The organism is Winogradskyella sp. HaHa_3_26 (genome assembly GCF_019278425.1).
Classification (GTDB): Bacteria; Bacteroidota; Bacteroidia; order Flavobacteriales; family Flavobacteriaceae; genus Winogradskyella; species Winogradskyella undariae.
This window is the reverse complement of record NZ_CP058981.1, coordinates 336,654-354,561: the sequence shown is the minus strand read 5'-3', so window position 1 is coordinate 354,561 and position 17,908 is coordinate 336,654. Positions and strand designations below refer to the sequence as shown.

Here is a 17,908-nt window from a genome sequence, read left to right as displayed (position 1 = left end):
GCTTAATTCTTATTAATTTTCAATTTTAACTATTGACATTTTGTTATTGTATGGTCTATCTTCTTTAGATGATAATGCATTATTAGCGCTTCTTATATCATCAAATTTTTCATAGAATATATAATACTTACTGGTGTTTACATCATTGAAAAAATCAATATCAGTTCTTCCTGAAGCGACAACATCTGTTATAAATTTATTTCTACTATTCGCATCACTATGAACTGCAATAATGAGGTAATAGCCGCTTTCAATATTCTTAATATTCTTTAAGATTTTAATACTGTTTTCTTGAACTTCACCAAAATCAAAATCTTCTGCTTTTAAAGGTGTTTCGCTTATAGGTGTGTTTTTTATAATATTAGCTAACATATCTCTGTCTTGGCTATATCTGTCTGCTTCGCTATTAAAAGCAGCACGTTTAATTCGTCTTCTTTTTTCAAACTCAGTAGCTATCTTAATGTCTTCTAATTTTAGATCTAATTTTGATTTTAGATCGTTAGCTGTAGACTGTTCTGCTTTTAGTCTTTTAATTTCTTTTTTGTAGAATAGATTGACTTCGTCCATTTCAAAAACACTATTTTCAGCTCTTTCTTCATAGACTTTAGTTAACTCATTTATTTTATCACTGCGTGATTTAATTACATTATCTAAATCTGATCTAATTGCATTAAGAGTATTGTTTTCGTCAGTAACACTTTTAAAAGGTTTAGGTTGTGTGATGATCCCTTTATCACTTAGATCATTTTCCTCTTTTAAATCTTTAAGATCTTGATCTTTAATTGCTATAATTGAGTTGAATTGTTCTAATAAATCATTCTGAACAGATTTAGAATCTTCAGCTGATTTTGTGATTTCTTGCATTGATATCCCTAGTTGATCTGTTGGGTTAGAGATTTCTTCTTCTTTAGCCAGAGCATCCGCTTCTTGCTGTGCTTTTTGTTCAGCAACAAGTTTGGCTTGTGCATCTACTTCTTGTTGTGCTTTTTGTTCGGCAACAAGTTTAGCTTTTGCATCTGCTTCTTGCTGTGCTTTTTGTTCAGCAACAAGTTTGGCTTGTGCATCTACTTCTTGTTGTGCTTTTTGTTCGGCAACAAGTTTAGCTTTTGCATCTGCTTCTTGCTGTGCTTTTTGTTCAGCAACAAGTTTGGCTTGTGCATCTGCTTCTTGTTGTGCTTTTTGTTCAGCAACTAGTTTAGCTTTTGCATCTGCTTCTTGCTGTGCTTTTTGTTCAGCAACTAGTTTAGCTTTTGCATCTGCTTCTTGCTGTGCTTTTTGTTCGGCAACTAGTTTAGCTTGTGCATCTGCTTCTTGTTGTGCTTTTTGTTCGGCAACTAGTTTAGCTTTTGCATCTGCTTCTTGTTGTGCTTTTTGTTCAGCAACCAGTTTGGCTTTTGCATCTGCTTCTTGTTGTGCTTTTTGTTCAGCAGCTAGTTTAGCTTTTGCATCTGCTTCTTGTTTCGCTTTTTGTTCGGCTAGCAATCGTGCTCTTGTTTCAGCTCTTTCTTTTGCTATTCTATCTGCTTCAATCTTATCAGTTTCTGCTTTTGCATTAGCTAATTCTGCAGCTTTTTGTTCTTCTAATTGTTTTGCTTTTCCTGCTGCTACTTGTTGAGCTGCTGATATTTCAGCTTGTTCATCTGCTTCAATTTTTGCTTTAGCATTCTGTTCTGCTATTAATGCCGCTTGTTTTTCAGACTCTGCTTTAGCTTTTTGTTCAGCAACTAATGCTTTTTGTTTATCAGCTTCTATTTTTGCTTGAGTTGTGCTTGTAGAAGTACGACTAGCTACTTTTGATTTTGAAGTTTTAGTAACACGACGTCTCTTATTTTCATTTGAAAGAATACCACTTATTTCATCTTCACGACTATAATCATAGTAGTTCTTGTTTTTAAAGCGATACGCTAAAGTAATTTCGTGTGAAGGACCAAAATTGCTTAAGTCACCAAAAGCAGTTTCGTAATTGTATTCTATAGCTATTTGTGTTGTAAGGTTAAGTCCTAAACCTCCAGAAGCTCCATAAAGTGTATTATAGCCTACTTGAGCCCAAATTCCTTTAGGTATAGTTATCATTGTTACAGCTGAAATAATGGTTTCTTCTTTTTGAAAATCAGACCTTAGTAAGGTTGTAAATTTACTATCGTCAAAAAATCCTCTATTTCTCATGTAACCTGTGTACATGAAGTGAGCTTGAAGACTTTGCTTAGGATTGTCTTCAATTAGAGTTGAAGAATTAACATTATATAATGCTAAGTTGTTAATTGATAGTCCAAAATCTAAAAATTCTGTACCATAATTAATTCCTGGGTTTACTGTTAATAAAAAATTATCTGGGATGTTTTGTAAGGAAGGATCCTCAAAATTAGTAATCACATTAGAAGTGTTAACCCCACTTTTATAAGCACCGATATTAATACCGAATGTTAAGTTATTATCACGACCTAATTGTGCATTGTAAGCAAAATTAAGAATTCCTCCAAAGGTTGTTAAAACCCCATAGTTTTGCTGAAAAAGACCTAAACCAGCTCCAATATTCTCTCCAAAACGTCCTGAATAACTTGCTAAATAAGTGAGTGGTGCATTTTCGAACTGTACCCATTCTCTTTTATTGTAAAAACTGATGTATTTGTTTTGTTCTCTTACAAAGCTAAAAGTAGGGTTTAAGGTGTAACGATTAAAAGTTAGAGAATTACGTGTTGGCATGTCAAGTGAAACCACCCCATCATCTTCTTGAGAATAGAATTTTTGTGTAGAACAGACACATAATATAAGAAGTAAGACAAATGTTTTCATGCTATTTTACTACCGTTATTGAGCCTTTTTTTGTGTTATTATCTTCTGTTGTTATCACGTAATAATATACTTGACTGATGCTTGTTAAGTTTAAATCGTTTTCTGGCCAGTTGTTTTGATAGTTATTTGTTTTTAAAACAATTTTACCTTGAGTGGTCATTATAAGAACTTCTGTATTTGTACCACTCACGTAATCAGATGGTATAATCCAAGTGTCATTTATAGTATCTCCATTTGGGCTGATGAGGTTTGGTATTTTTTCAACTTCAGGAAATAAATCTAATTCCTCTTCAATTGTAAATAAATATTCAATTGAAGCATTACATCCTGTAGTTTCGGTAATAACAACTTTGTATTCTCCAAATTCAGTTGCTTCAAAAATTGCATTTGTTGCACTAGGAATAATATTTTCATTTAAATACCATTCATATTCAGGGGTAATTGCTGTTGAGGTTACCGTTACCGTTAAAGTTTCTTCAGCTAACATTTCATTAAATTCTGGTACATCAATTGTACTATCAAATAATTCACTAACTAAATCAATTGAACCAGAAGCTAAACACTCTCCTAAATCTACTTGAACAGAATAAACACCAGATTCATTAGTTTGATACATTTGTTCTGTAGCGTCAGGAATAATATTTCCATCTTTATACCACTGATGGCTTACTCCTCCGATGGTGTTTAAGGTTGTAAAACCTTGTTCTGGACAAAAAGGATTTCCTAGGCTTGAAACAATAGTTGCAGAAGCTTCACCAGATGCTGCTTGAGTAATTGTTACACGATTAGAAAAAGAATCTGAAGTACAGCTTCCGTAATTTGTTCTTACAAAATAAGTTCCTTCATTATTTACAGTTAAAGTAGGTCCATCAGCAACAAAAGTAGATGTTGTAGGGCTTGTTTCTCTATACCACTTAAAGGTAAGACTAGGATATTGTAGCGGAGAGTCGTTTGTGTTATTTCCAGGATTATCTATTGTTAATAAATAACTACCACCTGCACAAAAAGCACCTGTAGAAACTAGATTATTAATTGTGAAAGGTGAATCTTGAATTTTATAATAAGCAGCAAAAGGTACTGATCTAGAACTTGAAGCAATAGGGCCACTAGATTTAATTTTTATACGATAATTTTCTCCTGCTGTTGTTTCTGGTAACGAGAAGGCAATTGTTGCAGGAGAGCTTGTTATTTCTCCAGGAGCAGTGGTATGTATAATAGTAGGACTTAAAAATTCACCATCTACATCAGACATTTCAATACTAAATTGATTTGAAGCACTTAATGAAGATTCAGGGCTAAAAATAAAAGTTGCATAATATGTGTTAAAAGAATCACTAGCACAAGCTTGAGTAAAACCTAAGTTTGGAGTCCCGATGACTATTTGAGCATTAGCATGTTTTACCATGAAAAAGGTAAAGAAGCAAAATCCAAATAAGAATCTATTGAGGTGGTTAGGTTTAAGCATTGAAGTAGTATTTGTAATTTAATTTCTAATCTATAAGCTAGTTTGGGGTTTTATCAGTGTCATAGTGTATTTAGAAACCATCTAAATACACTATGAATTAATGTTTGGTTTTATTGATATTTTGTATCTGTTTTAGTCTTCGTTATAATCATCATATAAATCATTTGAAGCTATAATTTTATTTATTCGTAATCTATAATCAGGATATCTACTATTCTCAGAATCAATGAAGGTTTCATCATCTGGTCCTTTAGAATAAACATTATCAAAAGCTCTACTACCGTACCAGCTTTCTAAGTCATCATTATTAGTATATCCTTTTCTAAAAATATTTCCTTTACAGTTATTAAAATAAGAACTAGTAAATTTTATTTTCGCTAGATTGGTATTGTTTATAGCAATTTTGCTATCTAAAATTACTGCTGGCTGAAAACCAGAGATAACACTTTTATTAATATGAAACGATGTGTCTGGTCCAATAAGAATAGCTTCTTGTACTAAACCAATTTGCATATCTGATTTTAGATTGTTACTTACATTAACCAAAGTAAGGTTTGTAGCATTTACAAATGTTTCTTTTTTAGAACTATCTGCATTTTCTTTAATATCATATGAACTAATTGAAATACAACGAGAACCATCAGCACTTGAAATATAAGGAGATCTTATGGCTAAGGAATTTATTATATTGCTCTGCGTACCAAGATTAAAGTTATAATCGTTTTTATTAGATCTATAAGAAACAGTTCTTGATAAATTAACTTCACCACCTAAAACATTAAATGAACTTCCTTTACAATAGCTTACCATTACATTGTTTATTTCTGTGTTTGATCCAACACCTGCTAAAGTTAATGCACTAAAGTTTCCAAATTCCTTTGTTCTTTTTCCTGCATATTCAATTCTAACATATTTAAGAGAACCTGAGTTGCTCTGTATATTATCACCACCAAAAATAATATTTTCGGTTGCTGTAGGTTTTAGTCCGTAGTTTAGAGACGTTACTTTTCCAAAAACATTTATAGGAGCATCTCCTAGTATAAATAAGCCTCCCCAGTCACCTGGTTTTTTATCTGCTTTATTAGATGTAAATACAATTGGATCGGTTGTTGTTCCTTCTGCAACAATCATAGAACCATTAGTTATAGTTAAAGATCCTTTACTTGTAAAGTCTCCTAATATAACTGTGCCAGGTTCAATTGTTAAAGTTGTGCTGTCAGTTACAAAAACATCTCCTAAAAGAAGGTAAGTGTTTCTTTTTGTTAATGTGATGTTTTCAGAAATATTGCCAGAAAGAATTTGGGTCGGTTCTTCATAGTTGGCTTTGTTAGGTTGGAAGTCTGTCCAAGAATCCAACCAATTATTATATCCTGTAATTCCTTTCTCTTGTTGAGCAAATAAATTACTGAACACAACTAAAAATACGAGTGTAGTAAAAGTAATTTTTTTCATAATAGGCGAAATTTATGTTTAGATTTTATAGCTTTTTAAACATTTCTATTCAAATATATGAACTTTATCTACGAAACACAAATAATATCGACAAAATGCACTTTATTATGTGGCCTGTAATCTTAATACTACAATAAAAGGCGATTAATCGTTTTAAATGATAGTAAAATAAAATTTTAACAATAAAAATTTAATCATAAAAAAAACCTTGACTTTTAGTCAAGGTTTAATAAAAATATATTTTACAATTTTAAAAAAAAAACTTATTCCTTTTTAAAATCTTCGTAAGTATGTAATGATTTTAATGTCGATTCATAAAATAGAATTGCGGCTATTAAGTCTATGGTATCAGAATACGGTAATATCTTTTTTTGAAATTCTATTGTGCTCTCAAAATATAAGGTTGAAGCTTCAATGTTTTCTTCTAAAGCTTTTATGTTATCTTTTGTTTCTGGTATACCTAAACTTACCATTGTAACTCCCGGTTTTGTAGCAAATGCAATATTTGGAAGGATATTTACAATAACTTCTATTCTTTCTATATAAAGAACAAGTAAGTCTCCCTTTTTCATCTTTTTTAATTCATCACGACTGTGGTATTTTTTGATATTCACTTTACCACTAATAATGCTTTGTGACTTATCGTTATTTTGAGCAAAACTAACACTCATAATAAGTAGAAAAAGAGTGCAAAAAAAAGTAGATTTGATTTTCATGTTCGTGCTTTTAAATTAATCTTAGCATCGCAAATCTATGCAATTTATTATATAAAACAATTTTATTTAAGGATTTTTAATAAAACATACTTATGTGTGAAATACCTATTTCGGGGTTAAACGGCTTAAATACTTGATAAAACGTAATCTTTTATCGATGAAATACTTTTTGTTTTTAAAAGAGTATAAACCATATAATTGGAGTGCTTTTGTTAAAAATAAACTTTTTTTTTATTGTAAAACTTCTTTTTAGATGAATAGCATATTTCTTTTAAAATGACTCCTTCTTATTAATTATTATGTAAATTCTGTTTATCTTTATTAATATGAGAAAACAGCTTTTTACATGATAGAGTTAAAGTGTTAGTGATCAATAGTGTGTCTTTTGTCGGTGATTTTTGTTACTTTTTTCTGTTTATCGTAAATAATAAGCATTCAAATGATTTTTAGGGTATTATGATATAAAAACATCAATTTTGGTTAAACCCAAAATCATAGCCTAAGATGAAATATTTATTAAAATCTTTTTATATCCTTTGTTTTTTTATTGCTGCTAATCCTATTTTTGCACAAGAATTAGAACATCATATAGATTTTAATAGTCCTATTTATGATCGTGCTGAAGATCAGTTAACAAGTACGGATACCATTCCTGATTTTAGATCTAAAAAAAATAAATTAAAATTAACAGGGACTATATATTTAAGTGATGGTGTTACTCCTGCAAAAGATGTTATTTTATTTATAGAGCAGCCTAATGAAAATGGAGATTTCGATTTACGAAAAACAGGAGATGATCGTTATGTTTTTCATAGAAGTTGGGTTAAAACAGATGCTAATGGTAAGTATACGTTATATACGTTTATTCCTGGTGGAGATAGAAGATACAATCAATTGCAACAAATTTTCCCATTAATTAAAACGCCTTCTAAACCTGTATATGCAGTAGAATCTTTATTGTTTGAGGAAGATCCATTACTAACTAAAAGATGTGTGAAGCGCATGATGAAAAAAGGAGATGTAAATCGTATTCTTAAATTAAAATCTGAAGATGGTATCTTAGTTGCTGAACATAATATTACTCTAGAGTCAGATAATACTTTAGCTAAATTATAGTTTTAGTATAAAAAATGAGAACGTCCTAAATATTTTTATTTAGGACGTTTTTTTATGTGCTTTTTTTTAAGAGCGTAAATAATATCTTCAGAATATTTATGTGGTCTTTAGATATTATTTTTAAATTTAATCTTTAATTCGAATAGGCTTCAGTTTAATAATACCAAAAGCATCAAGTATTTTTATGATAACATAGGTAACATCGATTTCATACCATTTTACACCAAAATTAGCTCTACTAGCATATTTATGATGGTTATTATGGTAACCTTCTCCCATCATTAAAAAATCGAAACGGAATAAATTTTTACTGGTGTTTTTCATTTTGAAATTAACGTAACCATATATATGTCCAAACCAATTAATAATAACACCATGAATAGGTGCCATTAAAAAAGTGATAGGTAATAATAGCCATTGCCACCAAGCTGTAGCGAAGAAAGCAAAGAATAAAACATAAAGTGTTATCCATAATAACCTTGAGAATCTTGAACTAGCAAAACTATCAAAAGATTTCCACTGGGGCACATTTTTAGTAAACCGTTGATCGATCTCAATACGTTGTTTATTAATGTCTTGGTACACGTTTTTAGTTTTCCACATCATAGCAAAAACATTTGCGTCATAGGAAGGTGAATGCGGATCTTTTTCAGTATCTGTATAAGCATGATGCATTCTGTGCATAATACCATAGCCATAAGCACTTAAGTAGCTTGCACCTTGAAAAACCCAGGTTAATATAAAAGTAATACGTTCTACAGTTTTGGACATGGTAAATACTTGGTGAGCGGCATAACGATGCAAAAAGAAAGATTGAAAAAATAAGCCTCCATACCAGAGTATTAAAACAAAAAGAATAATAATCATAACATTTTTTTTGCAAAGATAAATTGATGTCTTGTGCAAAACAATGAACCCAAATCAATTAAATAGATACTATAATCGTTTTCTTATACGACTTAACGCTTGTGCTGTAACACCAATATAAGAACTGATATATTTAAGAGGAATCACTTTTAATAGTTCTGGACGTTCTTTGAAAAGTTTTAAATAACGTTCTTCTGCAGTAAGGTTTAATAGGTTTTGTTCGCGTTTAGATTTTAATAAAAAAAGGCGTTCTGCAGTAAGCCGACCAATAAGATTTCCTATTTGAGTGTTTTTATAGACTTCTTGTAAATCTGAATAGGTCATACTTAACAACGTAGTGTCTGTAAGGGCTTGTAGTTGATAGGCGGAAGGTGTTTGGGTTAAAAAAGAATCGTAAGCACTAACAAACTGATCTTTAAAGCTAAAGCCAAACGTAATTTCCTTATCAGGGTTTTCTTTAGGAATGAATAATCGTACCACACCAGATTCAATAAAAGAAATATGGTTCTCTATTTCATTGGTCTTTAAAAAGATTGTTTTCTTTTTAATACACTGACGTTGCAATTTTGATGTAAAAAAATCCCAATCAGGCTGTGATATTGTAGCTAGTTGGTCTAAGTAAGCTTTTATTTGTTGCACGTTTTTATACTAAGTGTTTATCGTTCAAAGATACATATTCAAGGAATTATAAGAATGAAATTTTACAATATTCCGTGATATCTTAAGAATGATTCTTACAAACTCTATTATTTATACTATTTTTGCAACCATAACGAAGAAAAGTAGTCGATTGCTTTTACATTTTAAGAATAATATATAATAGAAATGATGATTAAAAACTTTATAAAAAAATTGTTTGGCGGCAGTAAGGAATTAGAAACGAAAGAAGGAGTCGTGAAGTTTTTTAACGCTAAAAAAGGATTTGGATTTATTATCATTAATGATTCTAACGAAGAGATCTTTGTTCACACAACAAATCTTGTAGATAAGATTAGAGAGAAAAACAAAGTGTCTTTTAATATTGAAAAAGGTAAAAAAGGTCCAATCGCTACTAATGTACGTGTGATTAAGAAATCTTAAGGATAAGCCTATATCCATTTTAATTAATAGTTTTTATTCCTGAAAATTCAGGAAGCCCTTTAGAGTAAATAAAACTATGACTGTTCCTTTTTGTAAAAAGGATTAGAGTAAGCGACCAATAATAAGTTCAAAACGATCCTAATTATTATAGATAGGAGTTGAATTTAAATCTATAAAAAAAGATGTCTGAGTATATATTCAGACATCTTTTTTGTTTTTACTTTTTGTTCATTTAGAAATTTATTCAACCAAAACTCTAACTCCTTTACTGTGGCTACTAAATTCTGGAGCATACATACTTTGAATAGTACTAATACCATTACTCATATCACCAGCATTATTCACTCGTAAATCGTATTCAAACACATAAACACCTTTAGGTAAATAATCCATAAAGAAATTGGTTGCAGTATCTTTAGTGCTTTCATAATAGCCTAAACCATCTTGGTATTTGTATTGCGATAATACATTTACAGGTTCTAGACCTGCTGCACGCATATCTTTAAGATGCAAAAATTCCATGTTTCTATCAGTTCTTAATTCTATTCTCACTCTAACTAAATCACCAACTTTTAATTTCGATTCTGAAGTGATTTCTGTGATTTCTTCACCTTTGTCTGTATTAGATTTTAAGAATAATTTTTTGCTCAATTTTAAAGGTGTTTCTGCGGAAGTAATTTTATCTAAATCTTCAAAATATTGCCAGTATAAAGCTCCCCAAGCAATGCCTTTTCCTTTTTTTGTAATGGTAACATCAGCTTGTTCGGGTTTTATTTCTGAGCCATTCCAACTTGTTTTATAATAACCTGTTCCGGCTTCAGATTTTACGTTTTCTAAAGTTGAAGGCGTAATAGTTTCATTACCAACTTTTACATCTACTTGTTCAGTAATGCTTAACCAATCGCTGCCTTGTAATAATAACGCGTAAACGGCTTCAGTGGTTGCTTTAGTGGTTTTCCAACGGTTAGTTTGCTTGTTTTTAAGCAACCATATTTTTAGATTGTCTATAGCTTCGAGATTCTTCGTTTCGCTCATGATAACATTACCAACTTCCGAAAACACTTCTACCATTAGGGCTTGAGTTTCAATTGGGGCTTGATACCAATGCCAAGAGTTTGTATTATCTTTCCAATACATACCTAGTTCTTCCGAAGTTATACTGTTCTCTTTTAAAGACTTTAAAATTTCACCTGCAGTTCTGGTATCATTTATTCGGTTCATGGTTAAGGTCATTAATCCTTTTTCATATAAAGAACGACTTAACCAATACTTTTTAATCTGACCTTGGTAATAATCCATGATTTTTTCAACTTCAGATGAAGTCTTAATTTCAGGATAAAAACTTCGTGTGTATAAATAATGCAATTGTGTATGTGATAAATGATCTTTACTTAAATCTGCACTTTTATTATATTTTTTAATGTTTTTATATTCTTGAACAAATTCTGTATCTAAATAATTGATGGCATTTTCAATCATAGACATCTCGACTGCACCTGATGTGACAGAAAGTTGTTTTAAATGTCCAAAGCCTGCAATAATATGTTGCGTGATAAAACGATTATCGCGTCCGCCATTAAACCAAGGCCAAGCTCCGGATTTTTGTTGATTAGTCTTTAATTTTCGGACTGCAGATTGTAACTCATTATTCATTTTATTAAGATCGAATAATAGCGCAATCCGTTTTTTCTGTTCCGTGTTGGATTGAGCATCACGTAACCAAGGTGTTTCTTGAATCAATAAAGATTTTAATTCTTCATTTTTTTCTAAATTAGAAAGTAAGACATCTGTAGATTTCCATTGATTAAAAACGGCTTCAATTCTTGGATTAGATTTTACAATATGTTGCGCTAAAGCATTGGCATAATAGCGTGAAAATGTTTGCTCATTACAATCGTAAGGATATTCCATTAAATAGGGCAGAGCCTGTACAGCATACCAAGCAGGGTTAGAGGTCATCTCTAACGTTAACTTATGATTTGTTAAAGATGTAGAGGTGTTATTTTTTAACTTATCTAATGTAAATGTTTTAGTTTGGTTAGAACGAATCCACATCGGGAGTGTTTCCGTAACCAACATTCTATTACTTAAAACAGGTAAGGCATTTTGTTCTCCGTCACTAAAATCTCCAGCTTTTGCTATGATTTTATATTGTACAGCTTGTAAGCCTTCAGGGATTTTTAATTGCCAAGAAACTTGCGTATTACCTTTAGCATCAACAACAAAATTTTGATTGTTTGAAGTACTCGACAAGATAAGTTGTTTTGAAACATCTTCACCAGAAACAGCATCTGTTAATACTAATTGAGTAATACCTGATAATTGACTTTCTGTAAGGTTAGAAATTTTAGTACTAATGGTAATTTCATCTCCTTCTCTTAAAAATCGAGGTGTATTTGGTATCACCATTAATTCCTTTTGTGTTACAGCTTCTAGTTGCGTTACAGCACTTTCTAATGTTTTGGTGTGCGCCAAAAGTTGTAATTTCCATTTGGTTAAGGCTTCAGGAGCTTTAAAATTGAAGCTTACATTTCCTTCTTTGTCGGTATGTAATTGTGGAAAGAAGAATGCGGTTTCGTTTAGGTTTTTACGGATGTTTACTTGTTGTAATTCTGTTAGACCAGAATTGGTAGTAATAAGAATGACTCCATTTTTTCCTCTTTCACCATAAAGTGTTAAATCTTGAGCTTTATCAAGGACTGTGATTTCTGTAATATCGTTAGGGTTAAGTGCTGAAAAAGCATCAGCAGTTATAGCCTCTCCGTTTAATAGATAAAGGGGTTTATTATTTCCTAATAAGGAGGAATTACCTCTTATTCTTACTTGTGTTGTTCCTCCTGGTTGTCCGGACCCTGAGGATATTTCAAGTCCTCTAGTTTCTCCGTTTAATATTTCATCAAAAGAACCGATTTCTTGTAATCCGGAAGAATCTTCCATTATTGGAGCTACACTTAGTCTAGATTTTCTTTTTAAATAACGATTATTCTCAAAACTAAAACCAAACCAGTTTAATTCATCATAGCTTTGATGAGAGTAACTCGTGTTTGTTTTAAAATTATTATACACTCTAAAATTTGTATTACCAAAACTCTGTCTAAACGTTTTGTTAATTTCCCCATAGTATAAAGGTTTTTTTAGAGGGTTGAAACTCCAATGATGAGATTTAAATTCATCTAAAGAAGCATCATACATGCTTGCTAATAATTCAGCCGAAACTTTATCACCTTGAGGACCTTTAATTTTAAAACTCCAAGTTTCATCTTGTCCTGGTTGTAACTTATCTCTAAATGTTATGGTTTCAATTTCCAAATCTGTTTTAGGGTAGGGAACATTTACGTTAAAACTTTGAGATTTAAATTCATTAAAAGCAGCAAAAGATGTATGCACAACAAATCCTCCTAAATCATTTTCTAAAACAGGAATTGATATAGTTTCTTTTGAGTTGCTTAGTTTAATAAGTTGTGTCTTTACAATTTTATTGTCCTTTTCAATTTCTACAGTCACTACAATGTTTTTTGCAGCAGAACCGATAGTGAGCAAAGCTGTATCACCAATGTTATAGCTAGGTTTGTTTAATTGTCCTTCAAATAATTGATTGTCTGCTATTGTTTTGTCATCAGTACTGAAAATTGAAATATTTGCTTCGTCTTTTAAAGCTTGTCCAAATTTGTCTTTACTTTCTAAAACGATAATATATTGTCCTGAATCCCATTTTTTAAGATTCTTTAAGCTAATGCTTTTGTCTTTTTCTGTATTAAAATTAGAACTAAAAACTTCTTTACCTTTTTTCCATGATGTTACAGAGATTGCATTATCATAAGATTCGTGAGGGAATAGTTTTTTAAATTCATCTTTAGATAAAACGTGATAGTCTGGTGCGCTCCATGGTCTTGTTCTTAAAACGTTTTGTGGTGCCTTTAATTTATAGATTTTTAAAGTGCCTTTAGCAGGTGCAAATTCCTCATTTAGATTTTCAGAAATTAGAGATAATTCTGCGTTCTTTTCTTTTTTATCGATGAATTTTGGAGTGACAATATTAACCGTCATTGTGTGGTAACCTACATTAACCATCGTTGTTACTGTTCTTGTTTCTCCATTAATATCTGTAATGTCAGCGGTAACTTCATAATTAAATACAGGAAGGTTTTCTTTTAAAGCGCTCTCATCAGGTAGTGCTTTAAAAGTGATGTTAAATTCACCTTTATTATTGGTTTTACTTTCGCCAAAAGTAATTTCTTGTGCTTGAGAATTGTTATATGGTCGTCTCCAATAAAACCAGCTAGGGTATTGCACTTGGCGTTTTACTCTATATACAACTTTTGCGTCTGTAATTGCGCTACCAGCAAAAGCAATGGCAGTTCCGTTTACCGTTATACTGTCGTTAACTTTATAAGTTTCAGTGATGGGTTGAAACTCAGGTTTAAATTTAGGACGTTTGTATTCTTCAACTGAAAAGTAATGCTGTTTATTAATGACATCAGAAACTATTTTAATAAAAAATTGCCCTGTTAAACCATTATTTGGGAGGATGAATTCTCCGTGAATTGATCCAAATTCATTAGAAGTAAAAGATTGTTCTGATACTTTCTCACCATTTGTATTATATAATTCGGCCTTAATTTTTTGTCGTTTTACAACCGATGATTTTTCATTTTTAGATTTTGTAATTATACCTTTAAAATAAACAGTTTGTCCTGGTCGGTAAATACTTCGGTCTGTAAATAAAAAAGCATTGTATTTGGTGTCGTTATTCTTTATGTCTTCGTGATTTTTATAAATACTGTGATTACCAAAATAAGCGGTATCATCTTTAGTACTAATTTTTATTTCAACATTTCTGTAATAATAATTATCCTTTTCAAATTCGAATTGAAATTCACCAAAATGATCTGTTGTAAATGTTTTATTAAATCGTTTATTTCTTAGGCTATTAGAATAGGTTATTTCAGCTTTAGCATTAATAAAAGGTTCTCCATTTTGCCTATTGATAATTTGGTAATGCTGGCAACCACTTTCAGAACTCTCAATCAAAGCTATATCTGTAACTTGGATATCTGATGTGGCAAAAACATTGTTTTGTACATCTGCTTTGATAATGTATAGACCATTAGTAAGATTTGGTAATACAATTTCAGTAGTATGCATTTGGAAATCATGCTCTGTTTTTAAGTTTGAAGCAAAGTTTCTAAAGGTTTTAAGTGAATTTAGAAACTTCGCTTTCTCTTTATATTGATATAATTCGTTATATTTTTCTAATTGTTTTTGGTTGACTTTATAAATCTTAAAATCAATGCTATTGATGTTTTTATAAGTCACTAAAACTTTAGAAGGTGTATTAATAGGAATATATTGTTCCCTTAGGATATTAAGGCTTGGCTCTTTTATTTTTTCAATTATAGACAGACTATTTTTAGTTCCTCTGCTATCTGGGTATTTAGAGCTTATTAAATTGTAAAGTTCTACTGCTTCCTTCAGTTTCCAACGGTGAGTTTCATCGATAACTCCTGCATTGGTATCACTGTCGTAGCGATTTCCTTGTTGGTAATAAAGTGATGCAATTTCATAATTATAAAGTGCAGATAATGGAGAATCCTTTAATAATTCAGCTTTTTCTTTAAGTGATTTAAGTAATAACTCTTCTTTGTTTTTAAATGTAGCGTGTTGAAATACAAAATTTAAACGTTCAATATCTACAGTTATATACGCTTTTGAAGTTGAATCTTTACTGTGAAATTTTAATAAGTTTTGATAGATTTTTAAAGCATTTCGCTGTAATGACAACGTATCTTTTGAAGACAAATCAATCGTTGTAAAAATTTTACTATTAGCAATAAAAGCATCATTATCAATAGTGAATTTGTTTGCTGGTTGTGTAATACCGTTTTCGTCTGTTTTATAAAAACTAAGAGCGTTATGACTTAATAAATCATAAAGTGTAGGGCGATATTCTTTAGAGTTTTTAACTTCATTTAAAAGCGTACTATAATCGGTTAAAGGTGCTTTTTGAAGTAATAAATCATTTTGAAGAGAACGTTGGTAATGGATGTGAATTTCGTTAAATAAAGTTTCTAAATCCCATGTTCTAAAATCATCACTCGTTTTATTAGTTGTTTTAGATCTGTTGTAAAATTTATAACGATTATCTTGGTAATATTGCCAATACATAGTGGCTAACATGTTTTCTAAAAGTTGTTTTGTTGTTGTGTCGTTAATACTATTTATTTCAGATTTAAACCGATTCACAATATTGAGTTGTGCATCTTCTTCAAGCACTAACATATATTTACTCGTATATAATAATGCTTTAATGCGTTGCTGTTTATTATCTTCTTTAACAGCTTTATTATAAATAGTTTCTACTAAATCAGAAGCACTTTTTGTGAGTCCTTTCTTTTCTAATTGATTTACTTTTTCCCATTGATTCTCGTCTTTATTTTGGGCATTAGAAAAAAAAGCAAAGCAAATGATCATAAGTAATAGTATATAGTTTTTCATTGATATCTGTTTTTCTACAAATTACTTACAAAAGTTTGTCCAAAAAAAGGAGAAATTAGTGAAAGCTTCATATGAATGAGTGAAGTTAAACAATTTGCAAGTGAAATATAACGTTATTCAATTAAGGTTTTGTGACTAAAACTTAAATTGTATTTTCACAAAAATAATTAATATTACATGGTTAGATTATTGTTTGTTTTATTGCTGTCATCCTTTTGTTATTCTCAATCATCAATTGAGAATGCAGAAAGTTATATTGTTAAGAAAGAGTTTGTAAATGCACAAAATGAAATGATATCATTTTTACAATCAAATCCAAATAACTTACAGGCGATTGAACTTTTGGGTGATGCTTATGGTCATCAGAAAAAATGGGATAATGCCATTACGCAATATCAAATTTTAAAGCAGAAACGTCCAAAGAATGCTAATTATCAGTATAAGTATGGAGGTGCTTTAGGTATGAAAGCTTTGAGTATTAGTAAAATTAAAGCGGTTACTATTATTGGTGATGTAAAAGATGCTTTTTTAAAGGCAGCACAATTAGATCCAAAACATATTGATGCACGTTGGGCTTTGGTAGAATTGTATGTGTCACTACCAGGGATTATTGGAGGTAGTAATTCTAAAGCTTTAAGATACGCAGAAGAATTAGAAGCGTTATCTAAAGTTGATGGCTATTTAGCAAAAGGTTATGTATACGAATATGATGACGAACCAAAACTTGCTGAAAAATATTATAGATTAGCGATTAAAGTTGGTGGTTCTGTTACTTGTTATGAGAAATTAACGAACTTCTACGAAGGACAAAATGAGCCTGATAAGGCCATTTCTAATTTAGAAGAAACACAACAAAAACACCAAAGAAATGCATTGCATTACCAAATAGGTAAAGTTTCTGCCGATTATAACATTCAGTTAGATAAAGGTGAAAAATGTCTTAAAGCGTATTTATCTCACTATTCTGCAAAAGATGGAGTACCAAAAGAGTGGGCTTATTACCGCTTAGCTCAAATTTATAAGCATAAAGGTAATAAGACAGAAGCTTTAAAATGGATAAATAAATCAATATCTGGTTTACCTGAAATAGAAGTCTTCAAAAAAGAAAAAACAGTTGTTTCTCAACTGTAGTGCATTAATAACGTATCATTTACTCTTATTTACCGTTTTTATATCCAGGTACTAATCTTTTGTTAATTATTTAAAATTAATAGTATTGCTATTATATTTGCAATCAAATAATTTAAATATGAAAAGTTTACTTTCAAATATAAAAATATCTGTTCCAGATAAAATATATATCAAAGACCCTGAATCTTCTAAATTGGGTAAACGCATTATTGAACATAGTATACTTCTCATAGATAAAATAGGATTTGATAGTTTTACTTTTAAAAAGTTAGGTGTTGAAATTGGTTCTAATGAGAGTTCTATTTATCGCTATTTTGAAAGTAAACACAAACTTTTAGTTTACCTTACTTCTTGGTATTGGGCTTGGATAGAATACCAAATGGTTTTTACAACATTAAATGTGCAAGAACCTAAAGAAAAATTATTTAGAGCAATTGAAGTGGTTACAAAAACCATTGAAAAAGATGATAGTTTTTCTCATATCAATGAAGTTTTACTTAATAAGATTATAATCGATGAATCTTCTAAATCTTATTTAACAAAAGATGTAGATAATGAAAATAAAGATGGTTACTTTATTGTTTATAAACGTATGATTAAGCGTTTAAGAGATATGATTTTAGAGGTGAATCCGGAATATAAGTTTGCTTCTAGTTTAGCCAGTACTATTGTAGAAGGCGCATTACATCAACACTTTTTAAAAGACCACTTTACATCTATTACTGATTGTAATGATACTATAACACCTTTTGATTTTTTTAAAGAATTAACTATTAATACTATAAAAAAGTAA

At 30.5% G+C, this 17,908-nt stretch carries 11 protein-coding genes; 4 read left to right on the top strand and 7 right to left on the bottom strand.

Features of this window, described 5'->3' with window-relative positions; genetic code table 11:
- Positions 1–12 precede the first annotated feature (12 nt).
- The 4 genes from H0I32_RS01520 to H0I32_RS01505 form a co-directional block, all read right to left on the bottom strand.
- Positions 13–2,793, bottom strand: a complete 2,781-nt coding sequence (locus tag H0I32_RS01520) for a PorP/SprF family type IX secretion system membrane protein (protein ID WP_218747110.1) — start codon at positions 2,791–2,793, stop codon at positions 13–15.
- Position 2,794: 1 nt separating this feature from the next.
- Positions 2,795–4,258 carry a gliding motility-associated C-terminal domain-containing protein gene (locus H0I32_RS01515; protein WP_173589209.1) on the bottom strand — a complete coding sequence of 488 codons (1,464 nt, stop codon included), beginning with the start codon at positions 4,256–4,258 and terminating at the stop codon, positions 2,795–2,797.
- Positions 4,259–4,390: 132 nt separating this feature from the next.
- Positions 4,391–5,710 carry a hypothetical protein gene (locus H0I32_RS01510; protein WP_173589210.1) on the bottom strand — a complete coding sequence of 440 codons (1,320 nt, stop codon included), beginning with the start codon at positions 5,708–5,710 and terminating at the stop codon, positions 4,391–4,393.
- A gap of 263 nt (positions 5,711–5,973) precedes the next feature.
- Positions 5,974–6,426 carry a hypothetical protein gene (locus tag H0I32_RS01505; protein WP_173589211.1) on the bottom strand — a complete coding sequence of 151 codons (453 nt, stop codon included), beginning with the start codon at positions 6,424–6,426 and terminating at the stop codon, positions 5,974–5,976.
- Positions 6,427–6,930: 504 nt separating this feature from the next.
- Between H0I32_RS01505 and H0I32_RS01500 the strand changes: the two genes are divergently transcribed.
- Positions 6,931–7,542 (top strand): hypothetical protein, encoded by a 612-nt coding sequence (locus H0I32_RS01500; RefSeq protein ID WP_173589212.1) that lies wholly within the window; start codon positions 6,931–6,933, stop codon positions 7,540–7,542.
- Between the two features lie 126 nt (positions 7,543–7,668).
- Here the strand turns inward: H0I32_RS01500 and H0I32_RS01495 are convergent, their stop codons facing one another.
- Complete coding sequence (locus tag H0I32_RS01495) at positions 7,669–8,409, bottom strand: acyl-CoA desaturase (RefSeq protein WP_173589213.1); 741 nt, start codon at positions 8,407–8,409, stop codon at positions 7,669–7,671.
- A 69-nt stretch (positions 8,410–8,478) separates the two neighbouring features.
- Positions 8,479–9,048, bottom strand: a complete 570-nt coding sequence (locus H0I32_RS01490) for a Crp/Fnr family transcriptional regulator (RefSeq protein ID WP_179312949.1) — start codon at positions 9,046–9,048, stop codon at positions 8,479–8,481.
- A gap of 186 nt (positions 9,049–9,234) precedes the next feature.
- Here H0I32_RS01490 and H0I32_RS01485 point away from each other — a divergent pair, with 186 nt between their 5' ends.
- Complete coding sequence (locus tag H0I32_RS01485) at positions 9,235–9,489, top strand: cold-shock protein (RefSeq protein ID WP_306456215.1); 255 nt, start codon at positions 9,235–9,237, stop codon at positions 9,487–9,489.
- Positions 9,490–9,729: 240 nt separating this feature from the next.
- Here the strand turns inward: H0I32_RS01485 and H0I32_RS01480 are convergent, their stop codons facing one another.
- Entirely contained in the window at positions 9,730–15,984 is a 6,255-nt protein-coding gene (locus H0I32_RS01480; RefSeq protein WP_179312950.1) for an alpha-2-macroglobulin family protein, read from the bottom strand.
- Between the two features lie 177 nt (positions 15,985–16,161).
- On the opposite strand from H0I32_RS01480, the gene H0I32_RS01475 reads away from it, so the two are divergent.
- Together H0I32_RS01475 and H0I32_RS01470 are read left to right on the top strand one after the other, a co-directional pair.
- Positions 16,162–17,115 (top strand): tetratricopeptide repeat protein, encoded by a 954-nt coding sequence (locus H0I32_RS01475; RefSeq protein WP_179312951.1) that lies wholly within the window; start codon positions 16,162–16,164, stop codon positions 17,113–17,115.
- A gap of 118 nt (positions 17,116–17,233) precedes the next feature.
- On the top strand, positions 17,234–17,908 hold the full coding sequence (locus tag H0I32_RS01470; RefSeq protein WP_179312952.1) for a TetR/AcrR family transcriptional regulator: 675 nt from the start codon (positions 17,234–17,236) through the stop codon (positions 17,906–17,908).

Bases quoted from the DNA above. Each gene is read 5' to 3' on its own strand.
- H0I32_RS01520 (WP_218747110.1), bottom strand. From the start codon at position 2,793: ATGAAAACATTTGTCTTACTTCTTATATTATGTGTCTGTTCTACACAA.
- H0I32_RS01515 (WP_173589209.1), bottom strand. From the start codon at position 4,258: ATGCTTAAACCTAACCACCTCAATAGATTCTTATTTGGATTTTGCTTC.
- H0I32_RS01510 (WP_173589210.1), bottom strand. From the start codon at position 5,710: ATGAAAAAAATTACTTTTACTACACTCGTATTTTTAGTTGTGTTCAGT.
- H0I32_RS01505 (WP_173589211.1), bottom strand. From the start codon at position 6,426: ATGAAAATCAAATCTACTTTTTTTTGCACTCTTTTTCTACTTATTATG.
- H0I32_RS01500 (WP_173589212.1), top strand. From the start codon at position 6,931: ATGAAATATTTATTAAAATCTTTTTATATCCTTTGTTTTTTTATTGCT.
- H0I32_RS01495 (WP_173589213.1), bottom strand. From the start codon at position 8,409: ATGATTATTATTCTTTTTGTTTTAATACTCTGGTATGGAGGCTTATTT.
- H0I32_RS01485 (WP_306456215.1), top strand. From the start codon at position 9,235: ATGATGATTAAAAACTTTATAAAAAAATTGTTTGGCGGCAGTAAGGAA.
- H0I32_RS01480 (WP_179312950.1), bottom strand. From the start codon at position 15,984: ATGAAAAACTATATACTATTACTTATGATCATTTGCTTTGCTTTTTTT.
- H0I32_RS01475 (WP_179312951.1), top strand. From the start codon at position 16,162: ATGGTTAGATTATTGTTTGTTTTATTGCTGTCATCCTTTTGTTATTCT.
- H0I32_RS01470 (WP_179312952.1), top strand. From the start codon at position 17,234: ATGAAAAGTTTACTTTCAAATATAAAAATATCTGTTCCAGATAAAATA.